The 23,340-nt window shown below is 54.6% G+C and carries 27 protein-coding genes; 19 read left to right on the top strand and 8 right to left on the bottom strand.

Annotation, left to right across the window (positions count from 1 at the left end):
• The first annotated feature begins 15 nt into the window (after positions 1-15).
• From yciH to rsxE, 7 genes are all read left to right on the top strand, one after another.
• Positions 16-345, top strand: a complete 330-nt coding sequence (yciH, locus tag SCARR_RS25145) for a stress response translation initiation inhibitor YciH (RefSeq protein WP_136065033.1) — start codon at positions 16-18, stop codon at positions 343-345.
• A 165-nt stretch (positions 346-510) separates the two neighbouring features.
• Entirely contained in the window at positions 511-1,101 is a 591-nt protein-coding gene (gene rsxA / locus SCARR_RS25140) for an electron transport complex subunit RsxA (RefSeq protein ID WP_136065761.1), read from the top strand.
• A 12-nt stretch (positions 1,102-1,113) separates the two neighbouring features.
• A complete protein-coding gene (locus SCARR_RS25135) occupies positions 1,114-1,935 on the top strand; it encodes an RnfABCDGE type electron transport complex subunit B (RefSeq protein WP_136065031.1) in 822 nt (273 codons plus the stop codon).
• Positions 1,932-3,260, top strand: coding sequence for an electron transport complex subunit RsxC (gene rsxC / locus SCARR_RS25130; RefSeq protein ID WP_136065029.1), 1,329 nt, complete (start codon positions 1,932-1,934; stop codon positions 3,258-3,260). Before SCARR_RS25135 ends, rsxC begins: the two co-directional genes overlap by 4 nt.
• An 11-nt stretch (positions 3,261-3,271) precedes the next feature.
• Entirely contained in the window at positions 3,272-4,276 is a 1,005-nt protein-coding gene (locus tag SCARR_RS25125; RefSeq protein ID WP_246044534.1) for an RnfABCDGE type electron transport complex subunit D, read from the top strand.
• Complete coding sequence (locus SCARR_RS25120; protein ID WP_136065027.1) at positions 4,276-4,935, top strand: RnfABCDGE type electron transport complex subunit G; 660 nt, start codon at positions 4,276-4,278, stop codon at positions 4,933-4,935. Before SCARR_RS25125 ends, SCARR_RS25120 begins: the two co-directional genes overlap by 1 nt.
• The gene (gene rsxE, locus SCARR_RS25115) at positions 4,935-5,606 is read left to right on the top strand and encodes an electron transport complex subunit RsxE (protein WP_136065025.1); all 672 of its coding nucleotides are present in this window, start codon (positions 4,935-4,937) and stop codon (positions 5,604-5,606) included. The genes SCARR_RS25120 and rsxE overlap by 1 nt, the downstream gene beginning before the upstream one ends.
• 84 nt (positions 5,607-5,690) lie before the next feature.
• Here rsxE and folE read toward each other — a convergent pair whose 3' ends face one another.
• From folE to SCARR_RS25095, 4 genes are all read right to left on the bottom strand, one after another.
• The gene (gene folE, locus SCARR_RS25110; protein ID WP_136065023.1) at positions 5,691-6,233 is read right to left on the bottom strand and encodes a GTP cyclohydrolase I FolE; all 543 of its coding nucleotides are present in this window, start codon (positions 6,231-6,233) and stop codon (positions 5,691-5,693) included.
• A 108-nt stretch (positions 6,234-6,341) separates the two neighbouring features.
• On the bottom strand, positions 6,342-8,036 hold the full coding sequence (locus SCARR_RS25105) for a carbon starvation CstA family protein (protein WP_136065021.1): 1,695 nt from the start codon (positions 8,034-8,036) through the stop codon (positions 6,342-6,344).
• A 46-nt stretch (positions 8,037-8,082) separates the two neighbouring features.
• Entirely contained in the window at positions 8,083-9,087 is a 1,005-nt protein-coding gene (locus tag SCARR_RS25100; RefSeq protein WP_168433609.1) for a sensor histidine kinase, read from the bottom strand.
• Complete coding sequence (locus SCARR_RS25095; protein WP_168433608.1) at positions 9,084-9,830, bottom strand: sensor histidine kinase; 747 nt, start codon at positions 9,828-9,830, stop codon at positions 9,084-9,086. The genes SCARR_RS25100 and SCARR_RS25095 overlap by 4 nt, the downstream gene beginning before the upstream one ends.
• A gap of 431 nt (positions 9,831-10,261) precedes the next feature.
• Between SCARR_RS25095 and gcvT the strand changes: the two genes are divergently transcribed.
• From gcvT to SCARR_RS25035, 12 genes are all read left to right on the top strand, one after another.
• The gene (gcvT, locus tag SCARR_RS25090; protein ID WP_136065015.1) at positions 10,262-11,341 is read left to right on the top strand and encodes a glycine cleavage system aminomethyltransferase GcvT; all 1,080 of its coding nucleotides are present in this window, start codon (positions 10,262-10,264) and stop codon (positions 11,339-11,341) included.
• Positions 11,342-11,396: 55 nt separating this feature from the next.
• Complete coding sequence (locus tag SCARR_RS25085) at positions 11,397-11,780, top strand: GxxExxY protein (protein WP_136065013.1); 384 nt, start codon at positions 11,397-11,399, stop codon at positions 11,778-11,780.
• Positions 11,781-11,828: 48 nt separating this feature from the next.
• On the top strand, positions 11,829-13,175 hold the full coding sequence (gene gcvPA / locus SCARR_RS25080) for an aminomethyl-transferring glycine dehydrogenase subunit GcvPA (RefSeq protein WP_136065011.1): 1,347 nt from the start codon (positions 11,829-11,831) through the stop codon (positions 13,173-13,175).
• 274 nt (positions 13,176-13,449) lie between these two features.
• Entirely contained in the window at positions 13,450-14,037 is a 588-nt protein-coding gene (locus SCARR_RS25075) for a zeta toxin family protein (RefSeq protein WP_136065009.1), read from the top strand.
• Entirely contained in the window at positions 14,030-14,224 is a 195-nt protein-coding gene (locus tag SCARR_RS25070) for a hypothetical protein (protein ID WP_136065007.1), read from the top strand. The genes SCARR_RS25075 and SCARR_RS25070 overlap by 8 nt, the downstream gene beginning before the upstream one ends.
• 29 nt (positions 14,225-14,253) lie before the next feature.
• Complete coding sequence (gcvPB, locus tag SCARR_RS25065; protein WP_136065005.1) at positions 14,254-15,699, top strand: aminomethyl-transferring glycine dehydrogenase subunit GcvPB; 1,446 nt, start codon at positions 14,254-14,256, stop codon at positions 15,697-15,699.
• 92 nt (positions 15,700-15,791) lie between these two features.
• Positions 15,792-16,010, top strand: coding sequence for a hypothetical protein (locus tag SCARR_RS25060; RefSeq protein WP_136065003.1), 219 nt, complete (start codon positions 15,792-15,794; stop codon positions 16,008-16,010).
• A gap of 166 nt (positions 16,011-16,176) precedes the next feature.
• Positions 16,177-16,551, top strand: a complete 375-nt coding sequence (locus SCARR_RS25055; protein ID WP_136065001.1) for a DUF4870 domain-containing protein — start codon at positions 16,177-16,179, stop codon at positions 16,549-16,551.
• A 15-nt stretch (positions 16,552-16,566) separates the two neighbouring features.
• Positions 16,567-17,454 (top strand): bifunctional methylenetetrahydrofolate dehydrogenase/methenyltetrahydrofolate cyclohydrolase FolD, encoded by an 888-nt coding sequence (gene folD / locus SCARR_RS25050; RefSeq protein ID WP_136064999.1) that lies wholly within the window; start codon positions 16,567-16,569, stop codon positions 17,452-17,454.
• A gap of 50 nt (positions 17,455-17,504) precedes the next feature.
• The gene (locus tag SCARR_RS25045) at positions 17,505-18,014 is read left to right on the top strand and encodes a ferritin (protein ID WP_136064997.1); all 510 of its coding nucleotides are present in this window, start codon (positions 17,505-17,507) and stop codon (positions 18,012-18,014) included.
• A 10-nt stretch (positions 18,015-18,024) separates the two neighbouring features.
• On the top strand, positions 18,025-18,879 hold the full coding sequence (locus SCARR_RS25040) for a hypothetical protein (protein ID WP_136064995.1): 855 nt from the start codon (positions 18,025-18,027) through the stop codon (positions 18,877-18,879).
• 1 nt (position 18,880) lies between these two features.
• Complete coding sequence (locus tag SCARR_RS25035; protein ID WP_136064993.1) at positions 18,881-19,195, top strand: hypothetical protein; 315 nt, start codon at positions 18,881-18,883, stop codon at positions 19,193-19,195.
• A 15-nt stretch (positions 19,196-19,210) separates the two neighbouring features.
• Here the strand turns inward: SCARR_RS25035 and SCARR_RS25030 are convergent, their stop codons facing one another.
• From SCARR_RS25030 to SCARR_RS25015, 4 genes are all read right to left on the bottom strand, one after another.
• Positions 19,211-20,515, bottom strand: coding sequence for a tetratricopeptide repeat protein (locus tag SCARR_RS25030; RefSeq protein ID WP_136064991.1), 1,305 nt, complete (start codon positions 20,513-20,515; stop codon positions 19,211-19,213).
• Between the two features lie 271 nt (positions 20,516-20,786).
• Entirely contained in the window at positions 20,787-21,464 is a 678-nt protein-coding gene (locus SCARR_RS25025) for a GDSL-type esterase/lipase family protein (RefSeq protein ID WP_136064989.1), read from the bottom strand.
• Between the two features lie 122 nt (positions 21,465-21,586).
• Positions 21,587-22,039, bottom strand: coding sequence for a pyridoxamine 5'-phosphate oxidase family protein (locus SCARR_RS25020; RefSeq protein ID WP_136064987.1), 453 nt, complete (start codon positions 22,037-22,039; stop codon positions 21,587-21,589).
• Positions 22,040-22,157: 118 nt separating this feature from the next.
• On the bottom strand, positions 22,158-23,333 hold the full coding sequence (locus tag SCARR_RS25015) for a hypothetical protein (RefSeq protein ID WP_136064985.1): 1,176 nt from the start codon (positions 23,331-23,333) through the stop codon (positions 22,158-22,160).
• Positions 23,334-23,340: the final 7 nt, after the last annotated feature.

Below are 23,340 nucleotides of genomic sequence, written 5' to 3'. Positions count from 1 at the left end.
GCAAGGAGCTGGTTTATGAGCGGTTTTGACGATCTCGACATTGTTTTTTCAAGCGACCAAGGGCGGATTAAGCCCGAGAAGCAAAAACCGTCGGCGCCGAAAGGCGACGGCATTGTGCGCGTTGGGCGCGAGACCAAGGGGCGCAAGGGGAAGGGCATGACAATCATTACCGGCGTACCGCTCCACCCGGAAGGCCTCAAGGACCTCGCCAAGAAGCTCAAGCAAAAGTGCGGCACCGGCGGAACGGTTAAGGGCCAGACCATCGAAATTCAAGGCGACCAGCGCGATCTTATGGTGACCGAGCTGCAGGCGCTTGGCTATACGGTCAAGCGGGCCGGCGGTTGATCGGCTATGCCGGTTAAATATCGATACAAAACCCTCGATTTAAAGGCGTTGTTGACATCCGTTCTAAATAGGGTGCATGGCCTTGAACGGGGTTGCAGCAAAAGCTCACGTAGGTATTATCCCCCCCTTTCGCGTAAGAAGAATTAGGGGCTGGGTTATATTATGTTGAGCGAATTTCTCGTCATCACCGTTGGTGCAATTCTGGTAAACAACTTTGTTTTGTCGAAGTTTCTGGGAATCTGTCCGTTTCTAGGGGTTTCTAAAAAGCTGGATACGGCGTTGGGCATGTCGGGCGCTGTGGTGTTTGTGATGACGCTGGCCTCGCTGGTCAGTTCGTTGATCAACACCTTCCTGCTGATTCCGATGAAGCTCGAGTTTCTGCAGACGCTTGTTTTCATTGTGGTGATTGCTTCGCTGGTGCAGCTGGTGGAAATCATGCTGCAAAAGCTCAGCGCGAAGCTCTACGAAAGCCTTGGCATCTTCTTGCCGCTCATCACCACCAACTGCGCGGTGCTCGGCTGCGTGGTGCTTAATGCCAAGTCGGCGCCGGAATCGATCCAGTCCACCTGGTACGGCGCAACCATCTACGGCTTCTGTTCGGCGCTCGGTTTTGCCCTCGCGCTCATCCTCTTCTCCAGCCTTCGTGAAAAACTCGATCTGGCCAATGTGCCGAAAGTCTTCGAGGGCACCGCGATTTCGCTGATTACGGCCGGCATCCTCGCCATGGCCTTCATGGGCTTCTCCGGTCTCGTCTAAAGGATATTCAGTATGATCGCAGCAATTGTTTCAGTGGGCGTGCTTGGCGCTCTTTTAGGGGTCATCATCGGCGTAGTGGCCAAAGCCTTCGCCGTTGAGGTGGACGAACGGATTGAAGGGGTCGGTGATTTGCTGCCGGGCGCAAACTGCGGGGGCTGTGGCTATGCCGGCTGCGCCGATTTTGCGAAAGCGGTGGTAGGGGAAACCGCCACGCCCGACCAATGCCCGGTCTGTTCGGCCGAAGACATTTCCAATATTGCCGGCTATCTCGGCATCGTTGCCGAGGAAAAGGAAAAGATGGTGGCCGTCGTCCGTTGCAGCGGCAATGCCTCCAATACGGTGCGCTCGCTCTACAACGGCGTGCGCGACTGCCGTTCGGCGGTGCTCGTTGCCGGTGGCGCCAAGGGCTGCGACTACGGCTGCCTCGGTTTCGGCAGCTGCGCCGATGCCTGCCCGTTCGGCGCCATCGAAATCCGCGACGCCCTCGCTATAGTGCATCCCGAGCTTTGCGTTGGATGCGAAAACTGCGTGGCCGTCTGCCCGAAAAATTTAATTGTGATGGTGCCTGCTTCCGTGGACGTGCATGTCTACTGCAACTCGCCGGAAAAGGGCGCGGCCAAGCGCAAGGTCTGCAAGACCGCCTGCATTGCCTGCCGCAAATGCGTCAAGGCTTCTGGAGAAGAGGACCACATGCTGGTGGATGGATTCCTCGTGAAAACCAATTATGACAATCCGCCGCCGACTGATTTAGTTGAAGCATCCGCCTGCCCGACCACGGCGCTTCGTTTGGCTTCAAAACATGCAGCGGGCGGCTATGAAGGAGTTTCGAAATGAGCGACAAGCCGCGAAAGTTTAAAGGGGGCGTGCACCCGAACGACAGCAAGGCGCTTTCGGCGACCAAGCCGATTCAGGAAGCGCCCTTGCTCGAGTCCTACAAGGTGATCATGCACCAGAACATCGGCGGACCGCCGGAGCTGGTGGTGAAAAAGGGCGACACGGTCAAGAAGGGCGACCTGCTGGCCAAGGCCTCCGGCTTTGTTTCCGTACCGCTGCATGCCCCGACCAGCGGCACCATTAAAGCGATTGATAAATGCGCTGGCCCGACCGGAATCCATGTGCCGGCCATCGAGATCACCGCCGACGGCGAAGACGAGTGGGGCGAAGCTTTTGCACCGATCGCCGACTGGAAGAACACTGATCCGGCGACACTTAAACAGCGCGTTTGGGATGCCGGCATTGTGGGCATGGGCGGCGCGGGCTTCCCGTGCCACGTTAAGCTTTCCCCGCCCGAAGGGAAGACCATCGATACCCTTATTCTCAACGGCGCCGAGTGCGAACCCTATCTGACCGCCGACCACCGCATCATGCTTGAGCAGGCCGAAGAGGTGGTGCTCGGCGCGGCCATCCTCGCCCGTATCCTCGGATTGAAAACGGCCATCATCGGCATCGAGAACAACAAGCCCGATGCCATTGCCAAGCTCAACGAGGTTGCCGGAAAATACAATGTTAGGGTGCAGGGTCTTCCTGTCAACTATCCGCAAGGCGCGGAAAAACAATTGATCTACGCCATCACCGGGCGCGAAGTTTCTCCCGGCAAGCTGCCGATGGATGTCCACTGCGTCGTTCAGAACGTCGCCTCCGCGGCGGCGGTGGCTGGAGCTGTTATTAAAGGGCGTCCGTCCATTGAGCGCATCACGACCGTAACCGGCAAGCCGGTGGTTCAGCCCGGCAACTGGAAGTTCCGCATCGGCACTCCGATCTCCAAGGCGCTGGAGCTCGTCGGCGGCGTTAGCGAACAGCCGGCCAAGCTTTTGCTGGGCGGACCAATGATGGGCATCGCCCAAAACTCGCTGGACGTTACGGTGATGAAAAACACGTCCGGCATCCTGTTGATTTCTGCCGACGAGGTTTCGTTCTACACGTCCGAGCCGTGCATCCGCTGCGGGCGCTGCGTGGAATGCTGCCCGATGAGCATCCTGCCGGCCACCATCAGCCAAGCCGTCGAAAACAAACGCTTCGACTGGGCCGAGGAGCTGAACGTGATGAACTGCATCGAATGCGGTTCGTGCAGCTATGTCTGCCCGTCGCACCGACCGTTGAACCAGCATTTCAAGCGCGCCAAGATTGAAATCCAAGCCCAACTTAGAAAGAAGAAATAGAGAACCGGATTATGTCTGATACTGAAAACACTCCAACGATACAGATGCCGGATCCCGCGAAGCTGATCGTCAGCAACTCGCCCCATATCCACAGCGGCCAGAACATTCCGAAAATCATGTTCACGGTAGTGGCGGCGCTGATGCCCGCCTGCATTGCCGCCGTGCTGTTCTTCGGCCTTGCCGCGATTGAGGTGCTGCTGCTGTGCACCGTCTCCTGCGTGGTGATTGAAGAGGGCTGGAACAAGCTCGTGAAGCGGCACCCGACCTGGAAGGACGGCTCGGCCATCATTACCGGCATTTTGCTCGGCATGAACCTCAATGCCGGCACGCCGTGGTGGGTCTGCATTCTCGGCGGCTTTCTGGCCATTATTCTCGGCAAGCAGTTGTATGGCGGCTTAGGCTACAACCCTTTTAATCCCGTGCTCGTGGCCCGCGTCGGCCTGCTGATTGGTTTCCCGGAAATCATGACCACCTGGGACAAGCCGGAACTCGGCCTCATGAAGATTGACGCCATGACGGCAGCCACGCCGCTGGGGCTTGCGCCGGGCGAAACCTTTTTCTCGGACGTGCTGCTCGGCAACATCGGGGGCTGTTTGGGCGAAACCTCAGCGATCGCCCTATTGATTGGCGGCGTCATCCTGTTGGCCTTCAAGCTGATTAAGTGGGAAGTGCCGCTTGCGTTCCTTGGCTCCGTATTTGTCATCACCGGCATTGCGCATGTGGTCAGCCCCGAAACGGTTCATTCGCCGTTCATCCACATCTTTACCGGCGGTCTGCTGCTCGGCGCCTTCTTTATGGCCACCGATATGGTCACTTCCCCGATGACCCGCAAGGGCGCGTTGATCTTTGGATTGGGCTGCGGCGTCATCACCAGCGTTATCCGCCTCTGGGGCAGCTATCCGGAAGGGGTCAGTTTTGCAATCCTGTTCATGAACGCGCTCACGCCGCTCATCGACCGGGCAACGATTAAGAAACCGTTTGGCTATATAGCGCCGGCGAAAGGGGAGGCGGCATAATGGCATCGCAAGAAATCAATATTCCAAAGCTTGGAATCTTTCTCGGAGCTCTCGCCGCCATCGCCGCCGGCCTGTTGTCGTTTGTATCGACCTCCACCGCAGGGGCCATCAAACTGAACCTGCAGGCCAAAACCAACGCCGCGCTCGAACAGGTGCTGCCGGCCTTCGACAATGTTCCGGGCGATGACGCGCTGGAAATCGCGTCAGCCGAAGGATGGCCGGTCAATTTTTACATTGCCCGCAAGGGCGGCGAAATCGTCGGCTATGCCGGCGAGGTGATTACCCCGGAAGGATTCAACGGCAACGTTACCGTCATGGCCGGACTGAATCTTGATGGATCGGTCCGCACGGTGATCGTGACGGCCAACACCGAAACGCCCGGGCTCGGAACCGCCATCACGGACCGCAAGGTGCAGAAAACCATCGCCGACATCATCAAGGGCGGCGCAGAAGCCATTGGGCTGGCGCCGAACACGTATCTCAACTGGTACGCCGGCAAGACGGCGGGCGCCGCCCGCTGGCCGATCGTCAAAGAAGGCGAATCGATCAACGGCAAGACCGGTGCAACGATTACCAGCCGCGCTGTCGGCGGGGCGGTCTACGCCATCGGAAAAACCGCAGTTGATAACATCGCACAACTTTCCAAGGGAGCGGAATAATGAGCGTCATGAAAGAATTTACCAAAGGGCTTTGGAAAGAAAATCCGGTGCTGGTGCTGTTGCTCGGCATGTGCCCGACGCTGGCCGTGACCTCCAGCGCCACCAACGGCCTCGGCATGGGCGTGGCGACGATGTGCGTGCTCATGTGCAGCAATATTGTGATTTCCGCCATCCGCGGCATTGTGCCGAAAAAGATCCGCATTCCGGTCTACATCGTGGTGATTGCCTCCTTCGTGACGGTGGTCGATCTGCTGATGCAGGCCTATGCGCCCACGGCGCTCTATGAAGCGCTCGGCATCTTTATTCCGTTAATCGTGGTCAACTGCATCGTGCTCGGCCGCGCCGAGGCGTTTGCTTCCAAGAATGGCGTCGGCAAGTCGATCCTCGACGGGCTCGGCATGGGGCTGGGGTTCACGCTTGCGCTCGTTGCGCTGGGCGCCACCCGCGAGTTTTTGGCGAGTGGTTCGCTTTTTCAGGTTAAGATGATCCCTGGCTGGACGGTCGACTTCATGCTGATGACCTCCGCGCCCGGCGCTTTCATTGTTCTCGGCTTTTTCCTCGCCGGCATGAACGCCATGAACATGCGCAAGGCGAAGAAGGAGGGCAAGTCATACAAGGCCGCCAGCCTTGACTGCAACTCCTGCAACATTTGCGACATGGGTGATAAATAAACTAAGCCGTTCGGTTTCTGAGGACGAAAAAGGGTTCGTGTTTATAAAAACACGAACCCTTTTTTCATGCGCTGACGCGGTATGCTATTTGCCGATGAGCTTGAGGAACTCGTTGCGGGTGGAGGGCTCGCTGCGGAAGCTGCCGAGCATGGCGGAGGTGACCATGCAGGAGTTTTGCTTTTCGACGCCGCGCATCATCATGCAGAGGTGTTGCGCTTCGATCACGACGCCGACGCCTTCGGGAGCGACGGTGTCCATCAGGGTGGTGGCCACCTGGTTGGTGAGGCGCTCCTGGATCTGCAGGCGGCGCGCAAAATGGTCGACAATGCGGGCGAGCTTGCTGACGCCGAGCACCTTGCCTTCAGGTATGTAGCCGATGTGGCATTTGCCGAAGAAGGGCAGCATGTGGTGTTCGCACAGGCTGTAGAGCTCGATGTCCTTTACGATGATCATGTGGTTGTCTTCGACGGTAAAGACGGCGTTGTTGATGACGTCCTCGAGCTTCTGGTGGTAGCCCTTGGTCAGGAAGGCCATCGCTTTGGCGGCGCGGTCGGGGGTGTCGAGCAAGCCTTCGCGGTCGGGGTCTTCGCCGATCTTGACGAGCATGTCTTTATAAAGATTGTTCATGGGGGTCTCCGTTTGAATGCCGTTGTTTATGAGAGAAGTTGGAGCCTATGTAAAGGCGTGAAAAGTGACGATTGAGGTGTGACGGGAAATGGGTTCACGACTCACGGCTCACTTTTCACGCCGAAGGCGCGCAAGAACGATGACGCCCTCAACAATCATCCAAGTTTGGAGGACCGTGATGACGGCGCCGATGGTGAAGAGGAGCCATTTCCCATCGGCAAAGAAACTGCTGAGGTTGATCGTCATGGCCCAGCAGGTCATGGCGATCATGAAGACCATCGGAATGGCGGTGAAGGCTATCGGGATCTTTTTACGTGCGAGCCAGACGGTGATGACGAGCAGGGCCAAGCCTCCGAGCAACTGGTTGACGGCGCCGAAGAGCGGCCAGAGCGCGAGCGCGCCTTTGCCTCCACCACTGGAAAAGGCGAGGAGCAGGGCGGTGAAGACGGCGATAAAGGTGGCGGGGTGTTTTTTGCCGATGGCCGGGGCTTTGCAACTTTGGGCGAGCTCAGAGATGATGTAGCGCTGCAGGCGTGTGGCGGTATCGAGCGTGGTGGCGGCGAAGGAGGCGACGAACACGCCCATGAGGGTGAGCACAACGCTTTTGGGAAGGCCGAGGCCGGTGATCATGTTGGAGGAGCCGGATACAAACGCGGCGATCTTTGCACCGAGTCCCTTGGCGGAATCCCAGCTGGCATACTGTTGGTTGAAGGCTTCTACGCCGTGGAAAAGCACTCCGTCTTTTTCAAGGCCGAGCCCGATGCCGGCGCCGCAGGCGATGATGACGATGACGGCGAGCATGCCTTCGAGCAGCATGCCTCCGTAGCTAATGGGCTTGGCGCTGGTTTCAGCATCGCACTGTTTCGAGGAGGTGCCGGAGGAGACGAGGCAGTGGAAGCCGGAGATGGCGCCGCAGGCAACGGTGATGAAGAGCAGGGGAATGAGCGCCGGCGCGCCTTCGGCATCGATGTTCATGGCTGGCGCCACCATGGGCGGGTGGGTGATAAGGATGCCGAGCAAGAGCAACGCCATGGCGATGCAGAGCTGGAAGGCATTGATGTAGTCGCGCGGCTGAAGCAAGACGGTGACGGGCAGGGTGGAGGCGACGTAGGCGTAGATCAGAAGCAGGATAACCCACCCGCCCACGCTGGAGAGGCTTCCGATGGCAGGGAGATCGACGGGCACATAGGCACCGATGACAATGGTGGCATACATCAGCACGGTGGCGATGATGCCGTAGGTGATGTGCGACTTGCCGCGTTTGTAGACCATGAAGCCGAGCCAGACGGCGATGGGCAGCTGGAGCCACACGGGGATTACGGATTCCGGGAATATGCTGAAGACCGAGGCGATCACGACGCCGAAGATGGCGATCACGATCCAGAGTGCAAAAAAGATGATGAGCATGAACAAAAATTTAACGCGCGGGTTGATGATGTCGCCGGCGATGTCGCCAATGGTACGGCCTTCATGGCGCAGGGAGATGACCATGGAACCGAAGTCGTGTACGGCCCCCATGAAGATGGAGCCGATAATAATCCAGATCAGCGCGGGCACCCAGCCCCAGATGATGGCGATGGCTGGGCCGACGATGGGGCCGGTGCCGGCGATCGAAGTGAAGTGGTGGCCGAAGAGCACGGTCTTGTCGGTGGCGACAAAGTCGATGCCGTCATGGTGCGTTTCGCTGGGGCACTTGGCGTTTGGGTCGATCTTGAAGATTTTGCGGGCGAGGAAGCGGCCATAGGTGTTGTAGGCGATGATGTAGAGCAGGGCGGCTGCGACGGCGATGATTAATGAGTTCATGTGGTTTTTTTAGCGACTTAACCGCGGTTCGGAAAGCTTTTTTAAGCTAGTGGTCGTTTCGCGGAATGACGCACTGGACTCGGGTGTTTTGTTTTTCGCCCGCATGGATCGAAAGGGAGGCGCCCATGCGCTGGGCGCGGTAACGCATGAGCGGAATGCCCATTCCTTCGCGATGGGCGGCGGGCATGGGCTTGCCGTCGTTTTCAACATAGACCACGAGCGCTCCCGGATTGCTTTGCAATCCAATGATGATTCGGGATGGACTGGCGTGACGCAAGGCGTTTGTGACGGCCTCGTGGACAATGGGGTAGAGTTGCCCGGATGTGGCCGAGTGCAGCTCTGTCCAGTTGCCTGAAACGACCATCTTGGTGCATCCTGCGGCAAGGGTCTCGTATTGCTGGGCAATTTGATGGATGGACTCGTCGGGTTTTGTCGAGGCTCGCGAATTTATCGGTAAACCGAGCTCCAATACCTTCAAGCGTTCGAGGCATAGGCGGATTTGTTCAGTGATGGTTTTGGCCGTGTCGCCGTCAGGATGTTGCGCCTTCCTCAATTGGCGAACAAGAAGGCTGCTGTCGGCCATCATGTTGCTAAGTTGCCGTTTGGGCTCTTCGATGATTCTTTCAACCGCCAGGGCGGCTTCCATTGTCTTGTCTTTAATCAGATGGTCGGCGAGCTGGCTGAGTTTCCTTGTGCGTTCCTCAACCATTAGTTCGAGGGTGCTGTTCAAATGCTGATAACGCAATTGCGTTTTTTTCAGCAGTGCAGTGCAAAGCGAGAAGCAGAGCTCGGTGCCATTGCCGAAGGGGTTGAACGCCTCACGAATTACGCCGGGGTCGTTGGAGTAGTATTGCAGCATGTAGTAGTGGAACAGGATGTTGAGCATGAGGGTGATGATCGCGCCTTTATAGGCATAGAGCCATGCCGCAAGCATGCCCATCGGCATGGATAAAAGCATTGCAGTGATTTTTAGCTCGGGAAACAGGAAAAAAATGAGGCCGGCGTGTATGAGCCATGCCACCATATAGACAACTAGTTTTTGCCTCCTCATGCCTGTGGCTCCGTTTCGGGGCAGGGTATGGCGTAGACAATCTTTTCCAGCCCATGGCGACTGTGCCATTTTTCGGAGGTCCCCGAAATTTGCTGAAGCCGGTACTCGGTCAGTTGGAACGTGTTGTGTTGTTCATCGAGCTGCGACCCATTGTGCTCGAATTCCAAGTTGTAGGCCTGCGGTGTTTCAAACACCCGCACATCGATCCGGTTGGCATTCAGGTGGTCGAGCGCATAGATGGCGGTCTCTTGGCATATGCGATAAAGTTGCAAGGCCGTTTTTCCGGGAAGCTCCGGCAGGTGGCCCTGTTCTCTGACAGAGAATGCTATATGCTCCATGTCTTGGAAGCATGAGGTAAGTTCATTGAGCACCGGAATAAATCCAACCCGCTCGATCTGTACGGGAAATAGCATGCGCGCAATCCTTCGGATTTGATTATGGGTGGCGCCGACCCGGTCGATTAGCGAATCGGCCAGCGAAGCGTTTGGGTTTTGTTCCTCGTGCAACCTCTCGGCAAGAGCCGAGCAGAAGAGCTGGATGCCGGTCAGATGCTGCCCAATGCCGTCGTGAAGCTCCTGGCCCAAGGCAACCCGGGTCTGTTCCGAGTTTTCGATCAGCTTGGAGGCCAGCGCGTTCAGCTCTGCGTTCCGCACCGCCACAAGTTCGTCCAGCTTGAGGTTGGCCACCTTGATGGCATGGAGGTTATTGTGTAGTTTGCCCGCGATCAATGTTATCGCTATCATGATTAGAACTCCGCTTAAACGTGCTTCATAATAGACCAGTATATCGGCATAGATCTCACTAATTAGGAAATAGTGATAGATATTGGATGTTAGGATAAGCAAAAGCCCTTTTGTGGTGCCGAACAACCATCCCCCTAGTCCAATCAATGCTATTGCGGGGATGACTACGCTAATTCTCCAGTATGGAAACATGGTGAAGCTGAAGGCTATATAGGCCACCCAAGCTAGCGCATAGAGAATGGTTGTTCGCTTCGTCATATGCTTAATTTAGCAAATTCAGGCTTTGCAACAACTTCAATGTGATTTTCCCTTCTTTAAAGGGTGCGATGTGGAGTGACTAATGAGATCTAGATCCATTTTCAACGCCAAATGACTATTAAGATAAAATTCCATTTGCGACACTCGGGACGTTTTCGTAGAGTGTCCGGCTTATGAAAAACACACCCTTGCACGAGCAGCATATACAACTTGGCGCCCGTATGGGCGAATTTGGCGGATGGGACATGCCGATCCAATACGCCGGAATTCTTCAGGAGCACGAACAAACCCGCACAAAGGCTTCTATATTTGATATTTGCCACATGGGCGAGTTTGAACTTTCCGGTGAAACCGCCCTTCAGGATTTGGAACAGCTGCTCACCTGCAATGTTCAGTCATTAGAAGTTGGGCAGGTCCGCTACGGATTCATGCTCAACGCTGCCGGCGGCACCATCGATGATCTAACCTGCTACCGCCTCGACGCCGACCGCTTCATGCTCGTCGTCAATGCTGGCACTGCAGATAAGGACGCCGAGTGGATCAAAAGCCGCATTTCTGACGGCACTTCCTTCGCTGATCTCTCGCCCGAAACGGCCAAGCTCGACGTACAAGGCCCCCGGTCGCGCGAAGTACTTGAAGATGTTTTGGAGTGCATGCTTCCCGATCTTGGATATTTCCGTTTCAAAGAGTTCCAGGCATTGGACTCTTCCTTCATGACCAGCCGCACCGGCTATACTGGCGAGTGGGGCTACGAAATATATCTACCCACCGAAGCCACCGCTGAGCTGTGGGACAAGATTGTGGCCCACGACCTTTGCGAACCCGGCGGACTCGGCGCGCGCGACACGCTCCGCCTCGAAATGGGCTATCCGCTCTATGGCCACGAGCTTTCCGAAGCCCGCACCCCCGTTGCCACCTCGCGCGGCGCCTTTATCAGCACGAAAAAGGATTTTATCGGCAAAGAAAACGTCGATGTTGATCTCGATGATCCCAAGGTGTTGCTCATTGGGCTCAAGTTCTCCTCCAAGCGCGCCGCTCGCGAGCACGATAAGATTTTCTTCGAAGATATCGAAATCGGCGAAGTCACCAGCGGCTCCGTTGCCCCGAGCCTCGGGCAGGCGGTCGCCATGGCCTTCGTCGAACCCGAGTTCGCCGACTATGGCCGCACGCTCGACGTCGAAATCCGCGGCAAGCGCTTCCCCGCCGAAGTCGTCGACCTCCCGTTCTACAAAAACGGCACAGCCCGAGGATAGGTTTTCACCACATGATTGCGAGCGAATAGCGAACAATTTACACGGAGGCACAGAGATGGATGACAAACTGATCGAGGAAGAACTGACTGATAAAATCATCGGTGCTGCGATTGAAGTGCATAAGTACTGGGGACCGGGGCTGCTAGAAAGCATCTATGAAAAAAGCTTGGCCATTGAATTGGAGAAGCGTGGTGTTCCGTTTAAGCGCCAAGTGGAGCTTAAACTAAGTTATAAAGGCGTTTCCCTTGATGAGGATTTTCGGCTTGATTTAATAGTCGGCGACAAGGTGGTTGTTGAGTTGAAAGTGGTTAAAGAACTTGCCCCCATCCATGAAGCCCAGTTGTTGACCTATATGAAACTGACCAACTGCAAGGTTGGCTTGTTATTGAATTTTAATGTTTCAACCCTGAAGCAAGGCATAAAAAGACTAGTTCTCTAGTGCTCCGTGTCTCAGTGCCTCCGTGGTGAAAAAAGAAGGTTATATAGTATGAAAAAAACACCGTTTTGTGCGACGAGCCAGCAGGATCAGGACGCAATGTTCCAAACCTTGGGCATTACCGACTTTGACGATTTGTTCGCCGCGATTCCCGACCACCTGCGCTCCGACGAATTGAATATGCCCGAAGGCCTTTCCGAAATGGAGATGATGCAGCATATCCGTAAGATGGCGTCAAAAAATTCCACGGATCTCGTGAACTTTTGCGGCGCCGGCTTCTACGACCACTATATTCCTGCCGCGGTCAGCGCGCTCTCCAGTCGCGGCGAGTTTTACACCGCCTACACGCCGTACCAGGCCGAAGCTTCGCAAGGCACGCTGCAGGCGGCGTTTGAATACCAAACCGCAATCTGCCGTCTGACCGGCATGGAAGTGGCCAACGCCTCGCTGTTCGACGGCGGCACGGCGATGATTGAAGGCGTCATGATGGCGTTGCGCCAAACCAAGCGCAACAAGGTGCTCATCGATGAAGGCGTCAGCCCGATCTATCGCGAAATGCTCCGTTGCTACACGCAAAACCTTTCGGTCGATTATCAGGAAGTCGCATTGAGCGGCTCCGGCGTGGCCGACCGCTCGGCTTATGCCGATGCCCTCGACGCCACGGTCGGCGCGGTGGTGTTGCAGAACCCCAACTTTTTCGGATGTCTCGACAACTTGACGGAATTGATCGAAACGATTCACGAAGTCAAAGCGCTGGCCGTCATGTCGGCCTATCCGGTTGCGCTTTCGCAGGTCGAAACGCCCGGCGCCATGGGCGCGGACATTGTGACCGGCGAAGGGCAGAGCCTCGGGCTGCCGCTTAACTTTGGCGGACCCTACCTTGGCTTCATGGCCACCAAAATGAAGTATGTCCGCAAAATGCCCGGCCGCATTGTTGGCGAAACCGAGGACGGCGAAGGTCGCAGAGGCTATGTGCTGACGCTCCAAGCGCGCGAGCAACACATCCGCCGCGAAAAGGCCACATCCAACATTTGCAGCAACGTACAGCTCTGCGCCTTGCGCGCAATCATCTATCTCTCGCTCGTTGGACGCGAAGGTTTTCTTGATGTGGGTCGCCAGTGCATGGACCGCGCCAGCTACGCCTACCATAAGCTCATCGCCATCGAAGGGGTCGAGCCCGCGTTCAACCGCCGCTTCTTCAACGAGTTTGCCATCCGCCTGTCCAAGGATGCTGCCGAAGTGGTCAGCGCGTTGGTCGACCAAGGCATCGCAGCCGGCTTCCCGGTCGGTCGCTATTATGAAGGCATGGAAAACATTCTCCTCCTCGCCTTCACCGAAAAGCGGACCAAAGAAGAAATCGACATCCTCGTCGCCAAACTTGAAAGCGCGTTGAAGTAAGGAAAAAGTTTGTAGTCCCGCCTTCAGGCGGAAAACTGTAGACGCGAGCTTCCAGTCGCGTTGTGGAAGAATGGGTGGCTGATGGCCGCGAAAAGGTTCAAGAAGCACGAAGACGCAAGCGGTAGATGAATTTTAAGGTTTATTGATGTTTCTCGATCATACAACTCATGCGCAGGAACACCGGATCGGAATCCGGTGCAACGCCGTGGCGCCACATTCCACTGCGGTGTCTTCTGCGGAAAAGATGCTGTTCACGTTTATTAACGGTTAAAAAATGACAGATAGCCAACAACCAACCTGTTATGTAATCGCTGGCCCCAACGGGGCGGGGAAAACGACGTTTGCGTTGCGCTATTTGCCGGAAATTACGGGGTGCCGCAATTTCATCAATGCCGACCTGATTGCGGATGGCTTGTCGCCTCTCGATCCTTCACAGGTTCAATTGGAAGCTGGAAAGATGTTGCTGCGGCAAATCAGATCGCGTGTGGACAACGGCGAGGACTTCGCTTTTGAAACTACGTTGTCGGGCCGTTCGTATGCGCGCTTGTTTAAAGAACTGCGTTCCAAAGGTTGGAAGATTGTTTTGTTTTACCTCTGGATTCCAAGCGCAGAGTTTTCGAGCGCCCGCGTGAAGCAACGCGTGGAAGCGGGCGGACATAATATTCCAGCGGATGCCATTGCCCGTCGCTACAAGCGAACCGTCTCCAATTTTCTGAAGGTGTTCATCCCGCTTTGCGACGAAGTGATGTGTTATAACAACGCGAAGACGGAACCGATTCCTGTGTTTGCAGAAAAAGACGGTCAGAGGACTATACTTGATAATGAACGCTATCAATTGATTCTGGGGGGTTGCCATGAATGAAAAAAGCATATTGGAAAAGACGGAAGAGGCTCGGAAATGCCTCAAGCAAGCTGTTCATGATGAATTGGTGAAAAAGGCAAGGCTCGGGCTGGATGTCATCATTGAACGCGACGGCAAGCCCTACAAGATTTCGGCCGCTGAGGCCCTGCGGATTCAGGAAGAGTCTCCAGAATATAAAGTTAAATAATACGAAATACGCAGTACGGAGTACGTTTTATGAAACTCATCTACGAAAAATCATCGCCCGGCCGTCCCGGGGTGCAAATGTCCTCGATCAAGATTTCGGCGACGGAAGAGATTCCTTCAAAGTATCTGCGGAGCAAGCCGGCCGAGCTGCCGGAAGTTTCGGAAGCAGAAGTGGTACGCCACTTTACGGCGCTCTCGCGGTTAAACTTTTCGGTCGATACCCATTTCTATCCGCTGGGCTCGTGCACCATGAAATACAATCCGAAGGCTTGCGAGGCCGTCGCCAACCTGCCGGAGCTGACGGATGTGCATCCGCTGTGGCCGCAGCTGCGGGGCGGGGGCTTGCTTACGCAGGGATCGCTGGGGATTCTCTACAACACCGAACGTCTGCTTTCCGAAGCGACCGGCCTGGACGAGTTCACCCTCCAGCCGATGGCCGGCGCGCACGGCGAGCTGACCGGTGTGATGATGATGGCCGCCTATCACAAGGACAATGGAAACGATAAAGACCACATCATTATTCCAGACTCTGCCCACGGGACGAACCCCTCCAGCGCCCGGCTGGCCGGCTACAAGATTGTTACGATTCCTTCCGATGAAAACGGCGTGATGGATTTTGACCTGTTCATGGAAGCGCTCAATGAAAAGACCGCCGGTGTGATGCTGACGAGTCCGAACACGCTGGGCGTGTTCAACCCGCGCATTAAGGATATCTGCGATGCCGTGCATGAGGTCGATGGCCTGATGTATTACGACGGCGCCAACTTCAACGCCATTATGGGGCGCTACAAACCCGGCGACATGGGCTTCGACATCTGCCATCTGAACCTGCACAAATCGTTCGCCACACCGCATGGCGGTGGTGGTCCGGGCGCCGGACCGGTTGGCGTGGTTGAAAAGATTCGTCCGTATCTGCCGATCTCGCGCGTCGAAAAAACCAAGGACGGCACGTTTGCGCTGAACTATGACGAACCCAAGAGCATCGGCTACATTGCGCCGTTCTACGGCAACTTTGGGATCATCGCCCGCGCCTATGCCTATATCCTGTCGCTCGGACGCGATGGAATGCTGGGCACCAGCAACCGCGCCGTTCTCAATGCTAACTATTTGCAGGAAAAGCTGCGTCCGCTCTTTAATGAGGAATACAAGGGCTGCTGCATGCACGAGTTTGTCTATTCAGGCGACGTCCTGAAGCAATACGGCCTTCATACTTTGGACATCGCCAAGGGCATGATCGACCGTGGAATCCATCCGCCGACCGTCTATTTTCCGCTTAACGTGTCGGAGGCCATCATGGTTGAACCGACCGAATCGGAAGACCGCGATACGCTCGACCATTTTGTGGAAGTGATGGAAGAATTGTTTGAAATTGCCAAAAACGACCCGGAACAATTGCACAAAGCCCCTGTTTCAACGCCGGTCGGCCGGTTGGACGAAGTCAAGGCCGCCCGCGATATGCGCCTAAGTTTTTCGTGACAAACTCATTTTTTCGGATATTGTTTTGAACAAAACAAGACCGCTTTGGTCACTTAACTCATAATAGGTTAATTCTAACAGGAGACCGAATAATGAAAAGAATGATGAGTATTGCTGCAATTGCGTTGTTCATGGCTGGTTCTTCAGCTTTTGCTTGTGACAGTTGCGGATGTTCCGCCAAGAAGGTTGAAAAGAAAGCGGCCTGCTCCGCTTGCACTGCGGCCAAAGACGGTAAAAAGGCTGACGTCAAGAAGTGTGGCGCCGACTGCGCCAAAGCATGCTGCGCGAAGAAAGCTGACGCCAAGAAATAGTTTGGATTCAGTTTTTTGACTGTAGAAGGCCTCTCTGTTATGGAGGGGCTTTTTTTTTGGTTTCTGTGGATGGGGCTTTTTCGGGGCGGAAAATTGGAAATCGGGTTTGCGGGTGCGCTTGGGTGCGGTATAGTTTCGAAACCGTTGGAACCAGCAGGAGGAGCCCATGGAAAGCAACGATTTTCAGAATGCAGCAATCCCGTCCAAAACCGAGCGCCAATGGGCAATGGGATGCCATCTGATTGCGCTTTGCGGCATTATCGTTCCGATTGCTTCTGCCAATCTTCTTGGGCCTTTGGTATTATGGTTGATCAAACGCGTTGACGGCGAATTTATCGACGACCAAGGGAAAGAGTCTTTGAATTTCCAAATCAGCCTTTTTTTGTATGCGTTGCTCGGGTGGTTGTTTCTCTTTATAGGGGGATGGGTGGTTGTGCTTGCAGTCAGGTTTATTGGTTTTATATTTGTGATCATTGCGGCTGTAAAGGCCAGCGAAGGGGTGGCATTCCGCTATCCTGCGTGCATTCGGTTTATTAAATAGAGGGAGAGGGAAAGCATGTCGGCGAAAATTATTGATGGGAAACAGATTGCTGCGGATATCCGCGAAGAGCTCACCACGGAAGTGGCCGCATTGAAAGAGAAGGGGATTGTTCCCGGTCTTGGCGTTGTTTTGGTGGGGGCTGATCCGGCCTCGCAATCGTATGTCACAGCGAAGGAGCGCGCCTGCGAAAAGATCGGGATCTATTCCGACGACAACCGCCTGCCGGCCGAAACCTCGCAGGAAGATCTGCTGGCGCTGGTGAATCAGATGAACAACGATCCCAAGATCAACGGTATTCTTGTCCAGCTTCCGCTGCCCAAGCATATCGACGAGGCGGCGGTGCTGCTGGCGATTGATCCTGACAAGGATGTCGACGGCTTCCACCCGATGAACGTGGGCAAGATGATGGTCGGTGAAGAGGCGTTTTTGCCCTGCACGCCGAACGGCATCCTGCAAATGCTGATGCGCAGCGGCGTCGAAACCTCTGGCGCGCACGTGGTGGTGGTGGGCCGCAGCAACATTGTCGGCAAGCCGGTCGCCAACATGCTCCTTCAAAAGAAGGAAGGCGCCAACGCCACGGTTACGCTCTGCCATACCCGCACCAAGGATCTCTCCTTCCACACCCGTCAGGCGGACATCATCATTGCCGCATCGGGCTGGCCGAACACGGTAACGGCCGACATGGTTAAAGAGGGCGTTGTGGTGATCGACGTTGGCGTCAACCGTGTTGAGGACGCCTCTCGGGAGCGCGGTTACCGGTTGGTCGGCGACGTGGATTTCGAGGCCGTAAAGGAAAAAGCCTCGATGATTACACCGGTGCCCGGCGGCGTCGGCCCGATGACCATTACGATGTTGCTGTACAACACGGTGGTATCGGCCAAGCGTGCAAATGGGATTGACTGACTTTTTTTCAAGGCAGATAGTCCAAGAGACATCAAACAACAGGAGTGGTTATGATTTCAGAAAAAATGCAAGAAGAGCTGAACGAGCAGGTCAACAAGGAGTTTTTCTCCGCCTACATGTATCTAGCCATGTCGGCCTATTGCAACAAGATCGGCTTGCCCGGGTTTGCCCACTGGATGCGCATGCAGTACGAAGAGGAAAGCCTGCACGTCACTAAGATGTATGACTACATTCTTGATCAAGGCGGCACCATCCACCTCAAAACCATCGAGGAGCCCCCTCTGGAATACGGCACGCCTCTGGAAGTTTTCGAGCAAACATTGGAGCACGAACAGTTTATAACCTCTTACATTCACAAGTTGATGGGCCTCGCCGTTGAAGAGCGCGACTATGCTACCCAAACCTTCCTCCAGTGGTATGTGAGTGAACAGGTTGAAGAAGAGGCAAACGTTAATGATATCCTTGCGCCGCTGCGCATGGTCGGCAACGACAAAGGCGGACTGATGATGATTGATCAGAAACTGTCCGTTCGACTGGCCCCAACACCTCTAGTTGCTTAACTGGGAGAAAATGATGAAATCCATAAAATCCATTCGGTTGTTCATACTTGCCGCCATGCTGCTTTCTGCCGTGTCGTCCTTTGCCGGTCGCATGAAGGAGGTCACGCTGGTCATGGTGCCTCGCGATGAGGCTTCTCTCCAAAAGGGGCTGGATCTTGCCAACCGCTACCCCACCTTGTTGCTGAGCTACAAGATCGGTGCTCGAGGAGAGGTTTCTCTGCATGGCTGGGCCGGAAGCGAGTGGGTGAACGTTACTCCGGAAAAATACAAAACCGGCGAGTTTTTCCGCAACGGCCCCAATTCTGCGCTCTTGATTGAGGAGCCCGGCATGCCTATTCCCGAAAGTCTGGTGCCTCCGGTTGATTGGGTTGAGTCGGTGTACAAGATCTCAACTACCGATACCCGCCCGCTGCTTCACCTCATTGGCCAGTATTACGATTTCGACTACAAGGACTGGAAATGGTTTGCCAATCGCTACGGCATGGACATGGCCTCCATCAATCCAGAAGGGTTGAATATTGCATGGTACCACCAGCGCTTGGATGAGCACCTCAAGGCGCGGCCGATAGTCGGTGCATCGGACCTCCAATACTGGTTCGTGGTGCGCATTCCCGAACCGGTCGTCTTTGAGGTGTTTGAAGAGCCTATAGACGTCGAGGCAGTTGAAGAATCGGTCGTAGAAGAGGAAATGCTCGAGGAGGCTGCCGCTGAAGAAGAGATGGCCGAAGACTTTTTGGAAATGGATACACTCGAATCTCCGTTGACTAACGAGGTGCCGGCAGCGGTCATTATGGGCGTTGCTGATGCCGAAGAAGCTGCGGTTGTGGTTGAAGAAGCCGCCGTCGAGGCTAAGGTTGAGCAATAGGATGAAAATGTATTTAGCGATTGCGGCCATCGTGGGCATGCTGAGCCTCACAGGATGCGTTTCTGAAATAATCGAACCGGCGAATATCCCGCGCGTATCCACCGCCCAGAATAGCGATGGCGTAGTCACGCTCAGCTGGATGTCGGAGGCGGGTTGCGACTATACGGTATTCGTCAGGGACGAAGAGACATATTCATGGAAGAGGGTGGAAAGCCTTCCGGTCTTTCACGGCACCGGCGAACTCATTACCATCCAAGACAAGCGCAACCCGAAGAAACCGCTCCCGTGGTACAGCGTGCGTCCGGGAAAACACTAGTCCTCGGTTTAATCTTCAATTCGAGACGGCTTCCACCTTGGAAGCCACGTCTCGGTAGCCGATGTCCACGGAATAGATTTCCTTGAAGCATTTCATGGCCTCGGATGGTTTGCCGGTTTCTTCGCAAAGAGCGCCTAGCTCGTAGAGCACTTCCTTTTTCGTCTCATCCATTGAAGGAAGCTCCTCCAGAGCGACGCCGAGCTGTTCCTTTGCAATATCGAGTTGCGCCTTGGCCTTGAAGGCCCGCGCCAGATAAAGCAACGAGCGGACGCGCCGTTGCGGATTGCGTTGCGCGAGCTGGAATTGCTGGATGGCTTCCGTGTGTTGACCACTCTCCAAAAGCAGTTTTCCATATTCAAACTTGAGCTGCAGATCATTCGGGTAGCGTTCCGCCTGGCGCGCCGCATGTTCAATCTGCATGGCGGCCCGTTTTTTCCGAAGGAAGGCGATCTGCTCACGATCATCCGCATCCTCCGCGTTTGCCAGTTCGAATCCGACCAGATGATCGTTTGCCGTAAACAGCTTCCTTTCGAGTCGCGGATCTGTACCTCCAGCCAGTTCCAGGCTGGTTTCCAAGGTCTGGATCGCTTCGGCATACTGCCCGCTGCGCAGCTGTACGTCGGCGAGTGTGCGCCGATGGTTAAGGTTGCCTGGCTCCTTCTCAATTTGGGCCAAGACTTGTTCCATGTCGTTTGCCGCCGGCGTTGCTGCAGGGTTGCGCATGGCATCGCGCTGCCAACCCGCCTGGCCCATGGTTAGGCGCGCGGCGGCATCCTTGAGTTCCTTGAGGGCGGCCGAGTCGTTCGGTTTAAGTTTGGCGATTGCGTCCCGGCATTTATATTCGAGATCGAACTGCCCGGTTTTTTGGTAGAGCCGGGCCAGCGGCTCCAGCACCTTCAAGCAGGACGGCTGGTTGCCTTTCAGTGATTCCAAGGTCAGGATGGCCGCTTCGGGCAGTCCAGCGGCCTCGGCTGCTTCGCACTGCACTTTGGCGAATTTCAGGTTGAACGGATCGATCCGTATCAGCGCTTCGGCCAGCTCCAAGGCTTGAAGCGGATTCTTCTTCAGCAGGCTGGAGGCTTTCATCAATCGACCGATGCCCTTGGCTGCCCCGAGTTTCCCGGGCGGGTTGGCCTTGGTTTTTTTAACGGCGGCGGCGCGGAGCATCCTGCGCACCTGCAGCAGGCCCGGCTCAACCTTCAGCGCGGCCTCGAACATATCCATGGCGTAGTCATGGTTGCTGCGCTCCATGGCGGCAACGCCCTTGTCGCAATATGCTTTAACGCCCTGCGGCGCATCTTCAAGTTTAACCTCCGCCATGAATTTCCTCGTAAATAGCTCACATGGTATTCCAGCCTCTGAAAAAAGGGAAATCCTAAGCACGAATATCTAATCCCGAAACAAGCCCTTCAGTTTCTAGGCGTTGCTGTCGCGCTCCGTTTTGGGGCTTCCATGATGCGTGCGGGTGGACCGGCAAGCTCCACCGTGGCGCAACGTCCGCCTAGACGGTGACGGGGGAATTTTGATCTGCCGTTCGCAGAATGTGCTTCGCAGGTCTTTACTCAGAAGGGTTTAATGGCGGTTCGGCCTGTTATAACTTCTTGCTAGTGATTACTGCGACGATTGTCTCCGCCATTACTTTTGCGCCAGCGGCGTTGGGATGCACTGTGTCAGGAAACATTTCTTTCTTGTCGCTAAGGGCAGAGTAGAGGTTGATGATTTCAACATTTGCTTGTTTGGCAACTTCATCAACCAGCGGGATGACTTGCTCTTTCATGACCTTGTCTGTGATGCCCCAGCGTCCGGGGTAAGCTGGAACTGGGTAGCAGATCCATACTGTCGGCTTGCTCTCCAGCTTTTGAAAACTCTCTATCAGCTGAATATAGTCGGGGACGTAGTCAGCTTTATGTTTCCAGTTTACGGGTTTTGAATCATTCGTGCCCAGCTTGATGATCACAACATCAGGTTTGAACTCAAGTGCGGCTTTATATTTTGGCTGGTTCCAATAAGGTTTATCGCCCTTCTTTAATAGTGTGGCGCCGCTAACTCCAAAATTACGGACGGTTGTGTTTTTCCCAAGCATCGCAGAAAGCTGCGCTGGATAACTGTTCGCATTTCGATCCTTTATTCCTGAGCCAAAGGTAATGCTGTCGCCAACACAGGCTATTCTGAGCGATGCAGGCTGTTCCGTAGGTTCATTAGAATATGCTGAAATTGAACACAGGGTTAATGTCGTTGCAATAATGGAGATGAATCTTCTGCTTGTCATAATGTTTCCTGTTTTTCTTTCTGGTCCCAACGTCTGAGGTGAGTCGCTTGGGAATCCGACTCTGCCTTCAAAAACGGGCGTTGGCCAAGTAGGGGCTGCTCGCGTGGGCAAAAGTTGTCTTTTTATCTGTTCGCCTTGCCAGAGATCGCCTCAATCGCAATTTTAAACACTCGTGTTTTGTCTTTGAGCCTCTCAATATACTCCAATCCCTCAGCCATATAAATGTTGGAATATTTATATATGAGTTCTTTTAGGGCAGTTGATTTTTCTTCCTCAAACACTTCAGACGCCAATCCGTGAACAATGCAGCATTCATAAAGAGACGTAAAGTTGTGAGGAATTACTTCATCTTTCCCTACAACGCAAAATGACACCCGAGGGTTGTTCTTAATGTTGTCGATTTTAGCTCCTTCGATGGCGCAATGAAAATAGATGCATTTATCCATTACACAATAATTCAAGGGAATACCTGATGGAAGGTTGTCAGCTGATACGGTGCTAAGGATGCCGTATTGACATTTTTCAAGGATGGACTGGGCTTCGCTATCAGTTAGTTTTCGGTCTTTACGACGCATTGTTATCTTTCCTTCCCAACATAGCTGCTGGGTTAGTTTGGGGTTCCAAGCCAATGAAAAAAAAAGGATTCAATAGAACCGCGAGGAGGACCCGTGGATGGCGGCGAAACCGCAGGAATTAGAAGTAGTATCCAAAGTTAACGTTGAAACGGCTTTGCCAGTCATCGTCCAGATTGGCGCCAAAGTCGCCTTCGTCTCCGATAAAGAAATTGCCGCTGGCGTAGGCATAATCGACATAGATGTACCAGCCGCCGTTGGCAATGGCCATGCCGAGCACATTCATCGCGCTGTCGTTGAAGCTTTCGCCGCTGGCCGTCTCCCCGTCCTTAATTAAAACGCTGAAGTCGTTGTAGAAGGTAATCGAATCGGCCCAGGGTTTATCAACTTTCCAGTTGTAGCTGAGAGCCACCGAAGGAATCGTGCCTTCGGTGGCGACCGCTGCTGGATAGTCGTATGCCCCCATGACGATCAGATCATCGGTGAGGGCCGGGTCTTTGTAGTCGGCATCATATTTGTATTTCGAGCATTGCAGCATAAGACCCCAGGCCCCAAAGGAACTTTTGCTATGGATGGCGCCGGCGTATGCCATGGAGTCTTTGGCCCGCGCGTTGTCGGCATCCAGCTGTCCGACTTGCAGGGAAACGCCGATATCCGTTGGCGCCGAATCTTCCAGAATCGAATAGACGCAACGGGCATTCAACTGATTTTTCTCTTTGTAAGCGGAATAGTCGGAGCCGTTGTCGACAATGTCATACGAGTAGCGCGCGCTCTCTTTGGAGTCCCCGACAAAACTGTGTTCGGCCCGGAGATAATATGCAAAATCCAGCGCCAGATCTCCACGCTTCACGCTGTATTTTATGCCGTAGTCCATGTCGTCAGACAAACCGACATAATAATGCAGGTCGAAAAACCAATTGTTGGCCGGGCCATAGGGCCCTACGCCAAACGGAACGCGATTTAGGCCAACTTGAACTTGCCCTGCCTCTTCAAAATTATACCCCAGCCAGCCGGTGTGCAAAAAGTTATAGCCATCATACCAGCGGTACTCAGCTTTCCCTGTGAAAGGGCCCTGATTGTAGTCGAGGTTTATGCGGAAGGTGTCCAGCTCAAAATTTCCGCCATTATCGCCCCGTTGGGCTTCATCACCACCGGTTTCGGTGTAATCTCCACGGATATAGTTTACACGCATGGCGCCCCCGATTTCCAGTGGCCCCACTTCAATCCCGAACGTATTTGTATTCCACAGGCCGGCCGTTAGAAAAATAAAAGCCACAACGTTGATTCGATTTAACATATATTGC

Origin of the sequence: Pontiella sulfatireligans, assembly GCF_900890705.1 — a bacterium.
GTDB lineage: Bacteria > Verrucomicrobiota > Kiritimatiellia > Kiritimatiellales > Pontiellaceae > Pontiella > Pontiella sulfatireligans.
Note: the sequence above shows the minus strand (reverse complement) of the source record. Positions and strands in the feature narration are given on the sequence as shown.